The organism is Synechococcus sp. BS56D, assembly GCF_004332405.1.
Lineage (GTDB): Bacteria > Cyanobacteriota > Cyanobacteriia > PCC-6307 > Cyanobiaceae > Synechococcus_C.
Map to the genome: position 1 here is coordinate 1 of NZ_PHQU01000007.1, position 12,955 is coordinate 12,955.

At 55.6% G+C, this 12,955-nt stretch carries 1 protein-coding gene (cut by a window edge); it reads right to left on the bottom strand.

Annotated features, from left to right (window positions below; translation table 11 throughout):
• Positions 1-12,955 carry part of the coding region annotated (locus CWE17_RS10875) for a VCBS domain-containing protein (protein WP_131457133.1) on the bottom strand (this coding region is incomplete at its 3' end). The annotated region continues 21,081 nt past the right edge of the window, so 12,955 of the 34,036 annotated nt are shown.

Consider the following 12,955-nt stretch of genomic DNA (forward strand, 5'->3'; position numbering starts at 1 on the left):
TGCTGGAGTCTTCTGTGACAGCACCGGTGATATCAACGACGGTGATGTCGGGTGTCTCGTTGGTGCCGGTGATTGTGACAGCAACGGTTGTGGTGGTGGTGTCGGAGGAGCTGACACCACTGTCGTCTTGGAGTGTGAGTGTGTAGGTGAGGATTAGCGTTTCACCTGCAGCGAGGAATTCAAAGGCGGAGTCACCGGAGGAGCCAGAGGTAAAGGTCCAATCAACCGTTGAGCCCGAGGTGGCGGTATTGGCGTCGAGGGTCTCGATGGTGTTGTCGGTGGCCGAATCTGTTCCTGTGCTGCCGGAGGCGATGGTGAGATCGAGCATGTCGATCAGCGCTTGGTAGCTGCTGGCACTGAGAGCTGCGGGAAGAGTGCTGCCAGATGCTGTGAAGGATCCTGTTAGAGCAACGGAGGAAACGGTGGCGGAGACCAGGTCCTTGGTATCTGCGTCGGTAATCGAGAAGGAGCCGTTGATGGTGAGGGTGGTGTCGGTTTCTGTGAGGGAATCGGTATCGCCTGCAGGGGTGTCGGTGCCGGTGATGACTGGAGTGTCGTTGGTACCAGTGATGGTGATGGTGACGGTCTCGCTGTCACTCAGAGCAGGCAAATTGTCGTCAGTGGCAGCGACGGTGTAGGTGAGGATGAGCGTTTCGCCAGCCGCGAGGTAATCAAAGGCTTTTGATCCTGAATTGAAGATCCAAGTCAGGTTTCCGCTGACTTGGGTACCATCAAGGATTGGAGTCGGAGCCATGCTGAACATGGCCAGCAGTTCGGCCTCCGATGGTGCCGCGGGATCGTTTTGATCGGATGTACCCGAGACGGTTACCGCATGGCTCATGGTGATGATGTCGGTGCGGTTTTGATCACTGACCGTTAGAGCACCGGTTGCACTGAGGGTTGCGTTGGTTTCTTGGAGTTCTGCGGTATCCGGACCAGCTGTGATCACTGGAGCTTCGTTGGTGCCCGTGATTTGAATCGATAGGGTCTGCTCGTCAGTTGCACCCGAGTCATCGACGACCTGCAGGGTGTAGTCAAGTGTGAGAACCTCTCCGGCACCTAAGTGCCGGAACTCTTCAGTTCCAGAATTGAAGCTCCAGCTCAGTTGGTCCATCACTTCTGATCCCTCAATCACCTCATTCGGTGTATTGGGGCTGATCGAGAGCATTGCCATTAAAGCCGTGTTATCGGAGGTCAGACCTGCTGTTGTTCCCGTTGCACTGACGCTTTGAATGGAGGCTGTGATCGAATCAGTGAGGTCTGCATCGCTCACCGTTAGGGACCCAGTGCTCGTTAGTGTCGCTTTTTGAGTTTCTAGGGAAACGCTTGAAGAATTAGCTGAGCCAACGGAGATCAGAGGAGCGTCGTTAGCGCCGGTGATGGTGACGGTGACGTCTTGGGTGCGGACGTCGATTTCGTTATTGCCAGAAGCGGAGCTATAGGTGGAGTCGTCAGTAACGGTGATGCGATAGACGGCGGTGACGGTTTCACCGGCGTCGAGGTATTGGGCAAGGGCGTTGTCAATGGAGAAGGCCCAGTTGACAGTGCCGGAGTGAGCGGCAGAGCCGACACCAGCCCCTGTGATGGTGAAGGAGTTGGCGATGTCCTGAAGAGCCGCATCAAGAGCTGTTGAGACGGAAGCACCTGTGGATGGTGTGGCGGAGATGAAGGAGCGTGTAACTAGAGATGTATCGGTGAGATCGAGATCGTCGTAGGAGATGGAGCCGGAGTCGGTCAGGAGAGCACCGGAGACGTTGAGTGTGGAAGGAGCAGCGGTGCTGGCTTGCGTGGTGTCACTGCCGCCATCAGTGGTGGATGTGGAGAGAGTGAAAGGAACGCCAGCTGAATCTGAGGTGATGGAGATCACCGCATTAGAAGCTGATGCTGTGACGGCATCAACGAGGTTGGGGTCAGCGTTGATGGCAGCGGCGAGGTTTGTTGCGATCGCGCTGAGTGTGGTGTCGTTGGCGGTGACGGTGTAGACAACGTCGACGTTGTTGACAGTGGCGGTGACGGAGTCACCGCTTTCGTAGGTGCCAGATAGTGTGAGGGTATTGACCTGAGCTGTAGGAGTGCCGCTGGAGGTGGTGCTGGAGTCTTCTGTGACAGTACCGGTGTCGCCGCCACTAATGACGGTGATGTCAGGTGTGTCGTTGGTACCGGTGACGGTGACAACAACGGTTGAGGTATCGGTTGTCAGTTCACCTGTTGTGGCACCGGAGCTATCGGTTGTTTTTACGGTGTAGGTGAGCTCGAGGGTTTCGCCAGCGGCGAGGAACTCAAAGGCATTGTCACCGCCACCTGTTGCGGGACCTGATGTGAATGTCCAGGTGAAGTCTGAGCCGCTTTCTTGATCTGCCGCCAGTGCTGAAATGTTGGAGCTTGCTTGCAGGTCAGAGACTAATGCTGTGGTCGCTCCATTCATATAAGCTCCACTTCCTGCCTTGTTCGAGCCTGATGCCTTATTCGTCGCAGTAAATGAGTCTGTAAATAGATAGTTGGCAACCAAGCCGTTCGCTGTCGGACTTGGAATCGTGTCCTTGCCAGTCGAGATTTCGCTGGCACTTCTGGCGATATTCCAAATCCGAACATCTGTAATTCTTCCTTTTAAATATGTCGCAGTTGGGTTGACGACGTCCCGGCCGATGGTCAAGTCGGCATTAGAGCTCATTGAGTTGTTGCTTGTGAAGGTGTATTTGAGGTCCCCGTCCACATAGCTGCTGAAGTTATTGCCATCTCGACTGACTGCTACATGATGCCAGTTTTGGTCGTGAAGGCTGGCTATGGAGCTAGGGCCAAAATAATTGATTCCTTGAACCTGAACAAAGAGTCTTCCATTTTCTGTGCCAATCAAAAAGCCGTTGTCGGTGTTGGAGCGTTTTCCGACAATGATTGGATAAGTGAGTTGAGAGCCGGCATCAAAATTGACCCAGGCTTCAATGGTCATTGGGCCTGTTCCAAGATTGATTGCATCGCTACTAGGAACCTTGACATAGTCATTTGTTCCATCGAGGACCAATGCTTGTCCTGAGCCTTGCCCGCTGAGTTCAAGCATGGCTTTGAGCTGGTCGTTGGTGAGCGGAACCGATCCAGAGTTGAAGGAACCGCCTGTTATTGCAACGGAATCAACGGTGGCGTTGATGGTGTCAGTGAGATCGATATCGGTCACCGTCATGGAGCCGGTATCGGAGATGGAGACGTTGGTTTCGGTTAGGGCAGAGGTGTCATCGCCGTTGGTGATGACAGGTGACTCGTTGGTGCCAGTGATGGTGACGGCAACGGTTGTTGTGGTGGTGTCGGAGGAGCTGACACCACTGTCGTCTTGGAGAGTGAGCGTGTAGGTGAGGGTGAGAGTTTCGTCTTCTTGTAGGAAGTCAAAAGCGGAGTCACCGGAGGAGCCAGAGGTGAAGGTCCAATCAACGGTGGAACCGGAGGTTGCGGTATTGGCGTCAAGCGACTCGATGGTGTTGTCGGTGGCGGAGTCAGAGCCTGTGGATCCGGAGGCGATGGTGAGATCGAGCATGTCGATCAGTGCCTGGTAGCTGCTGGCACTCAGTGTTGAGGGAAGAGTGCTGCCCGATGTTGTGAAGGTTCCTGTTAGAGCAACGGAGGAAACGGTGGCGGAGACCAGGTCCTTAGTGTCTGTGTCAGTGACAGAGAAGGAGCCGTTGATGGTGAGGGTGGTGTCGGTTTCTGTAGCCAAGAAGTGATTATTGGATCTCAGTACTTGTGGTGCACCAAGAATTGAAGTGGCGGCATTGATCTGAGAGTCCTTGATAAAGACTTGTTTGCCATCTGTTGCTGCTGGATAGGGGCCGTTGCCGGAATTGTCTCGAAGACCGCTGATGCTTGATTTGGCCCTTAGGCTTACGATTTCTGTTTGACTGTTGTCGGTGTAGATGGCTATAAATGCGGCAACGTTTGAGGACTGCTGCAGTAGTGTTAGGCCAAGAGCGATGAACTCATCATCATTCAGGTTTGGATAATCCTTCTTGTCTAGGAAGTTGCTTGTGTGTCCTGGCCAGTTGGCATTGTTCCCATAGATGCTTGCCAGGTTGTAGCCATAGGCCTTGTCATGGGATACGACCGGTGTCTCATTGGTGCCGGTGATGGTGATGGTGACCGTTTCGCTGTCCGATGCAGTTGAGCTGTCGTCGTCGGTTGCGGTGATGGTGTAAGTGAGGACGAGAGTTTCACCAGCCTCGAGGTAATCAAAGGCTTCTGAGCCTGAATTGAAGGACCAGGAAAGGGTGTCGGATTGCTCTGTGCCGTCAAGGATGGAGCTGGATGTGGAGGCATCCAGGGAGAGCATGGCGAGGAGCTCTGCGTCGGAGGGTGCGGCCGGATCAGAGCGATCGGAGGTTCCCGAGACAGCCAAGGTGCGAGTGGCGGTGACGAGATCAGTGCGATCGATGTCGCTGACGGTAAGGGTGCCTGAGGTGGAGAGTGTTGTGTTTGTTTCTGTCAGGCTGGCTGTATCAGGCCCATCTGTGATGACGGGAGTGTCATTGGTGCCAGTGATGGTGATGATGACGTCGTGATCGTCAGAGATGTTGTTGTTATCGGTGACGCGAACGGTGTACGAGAGCGTGAGAGTTTCGCCAGTGGCGAGGTAATCGAAGGCCTCGGATCCTGAGTTGAAGGACCAGGAGAGCTGATCGACGACCTCTGTTGAGGAGAGCGTGCTTGCCGGTGTGACCGACAACATGGCGAGCAGTGCGGCGTTGTTGGAGAGCAGCGCTGTTGTGGATGAGCCGGTGACGGAGTCGGACGCGGAGACAGAGACGACAGAGGCGGAGGCGGTGCCTGTGAGGTCGAGGTCAGAGACGGTGAGAGTGCCTGATGTGGAGAGGGTTGTATCGGTTTCGGTGAGCGACTCTGCCTCTGAGTTCTGCAGTGAACTAACGGAGATCAGAGGAGCGTCGTTGGCACCGGAGATGGTGATGGTGACGTCTTGTGTGCGGACGTCGATTTCGTTGCTGCCAGATGCGGAGGTATAGGTGGAGTCGTCAGTAACGGTGATGCGATAGACGGCGGTAACGGTTTGACCGGCGTCGAGGTATTGGGCAAGAGCGTTGTCAATGGAGAAGGCCCAGTTGACAGTGCCGGAGTGAGCGGCTGAGCCGACACCAGCGCCTGAGATGGTGAAGGAGTTGGCGATGTCCTGAAGAGCTGCATCAAGAGCTGTTGAGACGGAAGCACCTGTGGATGGTGTGGCTGAGATGAAGGAGCGTGTAACGAGAGAGGTATCGGTGAGATCGAGATCGTCGTAGGAGATGGAGCCGGAGTCGGTGAGCAGAGCACCGGAGACGTTGAGTGTGGATGCAGCAGCGGTGCTGGCTTGCGTGGTGTCGCTGCCGGTGCCGCCGTCTGTGGTGGATGTGGAGAGAGTGAAGGGAACGCCAGCTGAATCTGAGGTGATGGAGAGAACAGCCCCAGAGGCGTTAGCGGTGACGGCGTCAACGAGGCTGGGGTTGGCGTTGATGGCAGCGGCGAGGTTGGTTGCGATCGCGCTGAGTGTGGTGTCGTTGGCGGTGATGGTGTAGACAACGTCGACGTTGTTGACAGTGGCGGTGACGGAGTCGCCGGTTTCGTAGGTGCCAGAGAGTGTGAGGGTATTGACTTGAGGTGTAGCAGTGCCGGAGGCAGTGGTGCTGGAGTCTTCTGTGACAGCACCGGTGATATCAACGACGGTGATGTCGGGTGTGTCGTTGGTGCCGGTGACGGTGACAACAACGGTTGAGGTATCGGTTGTCAGTTCACCGGTTGTGGCACCAGAGCTGTCGGTTGTTTTTACGGTGTAGGTGAGCTCGAGGGTTTCGCCAGCGGCGAGGAACTCAAAGGCGTTGTCACCGCCACCTGTCGCGGGACCTGATGTGAAGGTCCAGGTGAAATCTGATCCTGCGGTGGGGTTTGCGGCGATTGCAGAGGTGGAGCCAGAGCCGACGGAGAGAGCCAGCATGGATTTCAGAACTGCGTTGCTGCTGTCTGTAAGAGCAGAAGGAACGGTTCCTGAGTAGGACCCCCCTGCGGTGATGGACACTGACTCAACGGTGGCGTTGATGGTGTCAGTGAGATCGATATCGGTCACCGTCATGGTGCCGGTATCGGAGAGAGAGGCGTTGGTTTCGGTTAGGGAAGAGGTATCACCTGCAGTGTTGTCAGTGCCCGAGATGACGGGCGAATCGTTGGTGCCTGTGATGGTGACGGCAACGGTGGTTGTTGTGGTGTCGGAGGCGCTGACACCACTGTTGTCTTGGAGAGTGAGCGTGTAGGTGAGGGTGAGAGTTTCGTCTTCTTGGAGGAAGTCAAAGGCGGAGTCACCGGAGGAGCCGGATGTGAATGTCCAATCGACGGTGGAACCGGAGGTTGCGGTATTGGCGTGGAGCGACTCAATGGTGTTGTCGGTGGCGGAGTCAGAGCCAGTGCTGCCGGAGGCGATGGTGAGATCGAGCATGTCGATCAGGGCCTGGTAGCTGCTGGCACTCAGTGCTGAGGGAAGAGTGCTGGAACCGTCAATGAAGGTTCCTGTTAGAGCAACGGAGGAAACGGTTGCTGATACGAGGTCCTTGGTGTCTGCGTCAGTGACGGAGAAGGAGCCAGTGGTGGTGAGGGTTGTATCGGTTTCAGTGATGGATGCGGTGTCAGCACCACCTGAGATGACGGGAGTGTCGTTGGTACCAGTGATGGTGATGGTGACCGTTTCGCTGTCGGATAAAGGAATAGCGTTGTTATCGGTCACAGTCACCATGTAGGTGAGGATGAGAGTTTCACCAGCCTCGAGGTAATCAAAGGCTTCCGAGCCGGAGTTGAAGCTCCAGTTCATCAGGTCAGTGGTTTCCGTGCTCTCAAGCACCGTCGCCGGCGTCACAGAGAACATCGATAACAAAGAGGCATCACTTGGTGCCGCAGGATCGGTCCGATCGGATGTGCCACTGATCGTTAAGCCATAACTGCTGACGACTGTGTCTGAACGATCAGGATCGTTGACGCGGAAACTCCCACTGCTGCTGAGACCTGAATTCGATTCGGTTAGGCCAATCCATTCGGTCGCGACCGGTTCAATGACAACCGCCTCGGCAGAGACTGCCGACGAGGATCCAATGGAAACAATGATTTTCCCGTTGCTGTCTGGTTTGACGTCTCTGAAGATCAGATCGTCACTGAGTGGAACAGTATTAAACAATGCAATCCGATTGAGATTGCGGCGGAAACTTGTGCTGCTGCCATTTGTGACCCCAACATCGATATTGCTATTCGTTTCATTGATCAGTGTGTAGACTCTAACTGTATAGGGACGGTTTGAATCAAGTCCACTTGTTGTGATGTTTAGTTCGTTCGCCTGGCCCGTAATGCCAAGGCCTGTGTTCGTTGAATAGATCAGATCATCGGCAGCTCTGATGTAGTAAGGATCAATGTCAGAGCCAGGCCAATCGGCTGCGTTGCTGTCGTTATTGGCACCTGTTCCATTCACGGCAATACTGACGCCGCTGAGAATGGATCCATCTCCATAGCGCTTGACGGAGGAGCTCGAGGCTCCATTGCTCAGGGTGTTCCAATCGCTCAGCGAACCCCCATCGCTATTGCCAGCAGCGGAGAGATCGATCTTGATCACATTGGTGGATGTGATGACCGGATCATCGCTCACGGCCTGAACCAGCACCGTGGAGGTGGTGCTTGCCGTGAGGGTTCCACCACTGCCGGTGTTGCCTTGGTCGCTGACATGCAGGGTGAGGGTTCGCTGGGTGTCGTTATTGAGTGCAGGTGTGTATTTGATATTACCGGCGGTGGAGAAGAAATTGTTCAGCGAGGCCACCGTGCCGCTGAAGATCCGGTTGGTTGGTGTGCTGCTTGGATCAAGACTGACACCACCAAGATTGGCGCTGGAGATTTGCAGGTAGCCATCGGCAATTGAAAGTGTTGCTTTCAGCAAACCGCTTCCGGCATCGACATCAGCAAAGGTGTTTGCCCCAAACACCAGATTTCCAGTGGTGTCTTCCACCAGATTGAAGCTCGCTGGAGGGTTCAGCAGTGGAGCGTCATTGACAGCGCTGACGCTGTGGTTGATGACGACCGTGCCGCTGCTGAAGGCTGTTGTCCCGCCTCTGGTGCTGGCATTGATGGTGGCGGCAGTGGTGACGGATGCACTGCTGTCGATGAGTACCACATCAAGTTGTGGTGCTGCACCATTGAAGTCTTGAGCTGGAACAAAGCGGATCCAATCACTGCTCTGCAAGGTGAAGGCAGTGGCGGCACCTGCAACAGATGCAAGGGGGCTCCAGTTGCTGCCGCTATCGCTGGAGTATTGCCAGATGCCTTGGCTGCTGTCTTCGCTATAGGCGGTGATGGCGACCCCAGCAAAGCTGTTGGCACTGGAGCCACCGGCCACCTGGTCCTTAGCGTCACTGAAGCTGCTCGCCACAAAGCTGGACACGCTGGCTCCAGTGGGACTCGAGGTGTCTTCTGTGATGCCAGCAAGGGTCGCTGTGGCGATGCTCACCACAGGTGCATCGTTGACGGCACTGACCGTGGCGGTCAGCGCGACGGCATTGCTGCTGTCGCTGTAGCGGCTCGTGCCACCGCTCGTTCCAGTTCCGCTGAGATCAACTCGAGAACCACCAGCTGGCAGCGCCCCGATGGAGCCATCCACTAGCCGAGTCGTGAGAGCGCCAGCGCTGCCGTTCCAATTGGCGGCTGGGTCAAAGCGGATCAGCGCATCGGCTGGAATGAACAGCCCACTCGAGAGCGAAACAGCAGATGGTCCCCCACTGGGAATTGCAGACCAACGGGAATCACCCGCGAGTTGGTAACGCCACGTCCCCTGTGCTGAGGTTGCTGCATTTCCAACAACCAGGACACCGGCGAAGGGATCACCCGTGCCTGTGTTGTCTCGGTCTGTGTAGGCATCATTGGAGCCTGCGGAGTTAAACAGAGACGCAACAGTTGCTTCCGCCGAGGTGTCTTCCGCCAGTGCCGGCAGCCCAACTGAGGACACCAGCGCCGTCGGTGCGTCGTTGGTACCGGTGATGGTGATGGTGACAGTTTCACTACCCGTTGCAGCCTGAGTGTCGTTATCGGTTGCGGTAACGGTGTAGGTGAGAACGAGCGTTTCACCAGCCGCGAGGTAATCGAAGGCTTCTGAGCCTGAATTGAAGGACCAGGAGAGAGTGTCGGATTGCTCAGTGGCCGAAAGGATTGGATTGGCTGTCAGGGACAGCATTGAGAGCAGGGTTGCGTGGTCAGGCGCGTTTGCATCGGTTGGAGCCTGATTGCCATTGGCATCGGCGGCCAGAGCGGAAGTGCCAGATACAACGAGACTGTGGGTGGTATTGACGAGGTCGGTGCGATCGATGTCGCTGACGGTGAGGGTGCCTGAGGTGGAGAGTCCAGCGTCTGTTTCTGTCAGGCTGGCTGTGTCAGGACCACCTGAGATGACGGGAGTGTCATTGGAGCCGTTGATGGTGACGGTGACGGTGTGATCGTCAGAGGTGGTGTTGTTATCGGTGACGCGAACGGTGTAGGTGAGTGTTAGGGATTCACCAGCAGCGAGGTAATCAAAGGCTTCTGAACCTGAGTTAAAGGACCAGGAGAGCTGATCGACGACCTCTGTTGAGGAGAGCGTGCTTGTCGGCGTGACCGACAGCATGGCGAGCAGTGCGGCGTTATCGGAGAGAAGCCCTGTCGTGGAGCTTCCGGTAATGGAGTCGGATGCGGAGACGGAGACGACAGAGGAGGAGGCGGTTCCTGTGAGGTCGAGGTCAGAGACGGTGAGGGTGCCTGATGTGGAGAGGGTTGTATCGGTTTCTGGGAGTGACTCTGCGTCTGAGTTCGCGGACCCGACGGAGATCAGAGGAGCGTCATTGGCACCGGTGATGGTGACGGTGACGTCTTGTGTGCGGACGTCGATTTCGTTGCTGCCAGAAGCGGAGGTATAGGTGGAGTCGTCAGTAACGGTGATGCGATAGACGGCGGTAACGGTTTGACCGGCGTCGAGGTATTGGGCAAGAGCGTTGTCAATGGAGAAGGTCCAGTTGACGGTGTTGGTGACAGGTGTGTCAGTGGTGCTTGCGGGACTATGTGAGGCGACACCGGCGCCTGTGATAGTGAAGGAGGAATCGATGTCGCGTAGCGCGGCGTCGAGAGCTGTTGAGATAGAGGCGTTTGTGGATGTAGCTGAGATGAAGGAGCGCGTTACAACAGACGTATCGGTGAGATCGAGATCTTTGTAGGAGATTGAACCGTAGTCTTTAAGGAGAGCACCGGAGACGTTGAGCGTGTAAGGAGCAGCTGTAGTGGCTTGCGTGGTGTCACTGCCGCCATTAGTGGTGGATGTGGAGAGGGTGAAGGGAACGCCATTTGTGTCTGAGGTGATGGAGATCACAGCATCAGAAGCGGATGCATTGACGGCATCAACGAGGTTGGGGTTGGCGTTGATGGCTGCGGCGAGGTTGGTTGCGATCGCGCTGAGTGTGGTGTCGTTGGCGGTGACGGTGTAGACCACGTCGACGTTATTGACGGTGGCGGTAACGGAGTCGCCGGTTTCGTAGGTGCCGGAGAGGGTGAGGGTATTAACCTGAGCGGTTGCTGTACCGGATGCAGTGGTGCTGGCATCGTCTGTGACAGCACCGGTGACATCAACGACGGTGATGTCGGGGCTGTCGTTGGTGCCGGTGACGGTGACCGTGACTGTGGAGGTGGTGAAGTCGGATTCTTGTCCTGCGCGCTCCGGTGAGTTGTCCTGAACCTTGACGGTATAGGTCAGCTCAAGGGTCTCACCAACAGCAAGGAATTCAAAGGCTTTGTTGCCACCGCCAGTGGAGGGTCCTGAAGCGAACGTCCAGGTCAAGTCCGATCCAGGCGAGGGGTTAGCGGGGATTCCAGTAGTGCTCTCACTAACTCGGGTAGTCCACGTTGGTGAATTCGTTAAGGATCCAGTCAGGCTGCTCCCTGAGCTGCCAACAGCACTGGCAGTAGAACCGCTTCCTTCGTTGAGGTTATAGAAAGCTATTAGTCCGCCTTCCGCACCTGTTGGAGCCGCTGATTGTCTTGCTGTGATTTCGGCTTGTGAAAGTGCTCGATTCCAAATACCAACATCATCAATAGAACCGTCAAAATATTCGCCGTTATTGGTTGAGCCGATACGGATATTTGTTGATGTTGCAGGGCTATTGCGTGCGCTGGGTGTATCGGATCCGATTAGGACTCCGTCCAGGTAGATGGCCCTTGTCGTTCCGTCAAACGTGGCCGCAACGTGGTGCCAAGCTCCATCGGCAAGGTTCGGTACGTTTACTGATAGGTCACGAGACCACCAGTAGTTAATGATGCGAGTAGGCCCATCTAGGCGCAAGGCATTTGTTTGACCTGTTGAACCCCAAGGCCCCCAGCCGATAATGCCTCTCGCTCCGGATGCGTTATCAGGTTTAATCCATGCCTCAAGTGTGTAGCTTGAATTACCACTTGGGAGCGCGTTGGTGTTGGCGATCGAAATGTAATCATTTGATCCGTCAAAATCGACAGCCCCACCAGAACCTTGAGAGCTCAATCTCAACATTCCCTTGAGCTCGTCGTTGGAGAGGGGGATCTGACCAGCACTAAAGGAACCACCCGTGATTGCAACAGAGTCAACGGTGGCGGAGATGGTGTCGGTGAGGTCGATATCGGTCACCTTCATGGTGCCGGTATCGGTGATGGAGGCGTTGGTTTCGGTGAGGGCTGAGCTGTCCGCCCCGTTGGTGATGAAGGGTGTGTCGTTGGTGCCGGTAATGGTGACTGCCACGGTTGTTGTTGTCGTGGCCGAGGCCTCTGCGCCGGTGGCACCGCTGTCGTCAGTGAGGGTGAGGGTGTAGGTGAGGGTCAGTGTTTCACCGTCACGCAGGAAGTCAAAAGCGCCGTCGCTGGAAGCTCCTGATGTGAAGGTCCAGTTGAAGGTGTTGCCGCCGCCTGTTGTGTCGGCAGCCATGGCGGAGCCGGCGGCTGGGTTGCTGAGGGCGAGCATGGCCTTGAGAGCGGCGTAGCCATTGGCACTGGTGCCGAGGGAGGCCGGGAGCGTGCTGCCGGATGTGGTGAAGGTGCCGCTCAGAGCCACCGATGTAACCGCCGCCGTCACCGTGTCGGTGGTGTCGACGTCGGTGACGGTGATCGCACCGCCTGCTGTGAGCGTGGTGTCGGTTTCAGTGAGGGAATCGGTATCTGCACCACCTGTGATGACGGGGGTGTCGTTGGTTCCCGTGATGGTGATCGTGACGGTCTCGCTGTCACTCAGGGCAGATGTGTCGTCATCGGTTGCCGTGACGGTGTAGGTGAGGACGAGCGTTTCGCCTTTTTCGAGGTAATCGAAGGCTTCTGAACCTGAGTTGAAGCTCCAGGTGAGGGTGTCTGTCTGCTCGGCGGCCGAAAGGATGGGATTGGCTGTCAGGGACAGCATGTTGAGGAGTTCGGTGTCGGAGGGTGCAGCTGGATCGGAGCGATTAGATGTGCCTGATACGACGAGGGTGTGAGTAGTACTAATGACATCTGTTTTATCAATATCTGAAACCGTCAGTGTTCCAGATGTAGATAGACCTGTGTTCGTCTCGTTTAAGTTTACAGAATTGCTATTGCTGGCCCCAATAGTTATGGTTGGAGAGTCGTTGGTGCCAACAATTGTTAAAGTCAGACTACTGCTTGTCGAGCCGCCTTGGCCGTCGTTGACTGTGAAAGTGAAGACATCAGACAATGTCTCTCCTGTTGCGAGTGACTGAACATCTGTGTTCGCATTGTCAAGGGTATAAGTATAATTTCCGTTTGCACTGATTAAGGCTGCTCCGTACAGGCCTGTGACTGGTGTATTGACACCGGTGTTGCTTACGATAAAGGTGCTAGCAACCGTGCCGGCAACCACTCCTGAGATCGAAAGGCTATCTGGTCTTGTTGATCCTGAATAGATATCTGGATCGGTTTCCTGAGTTCCATCTAG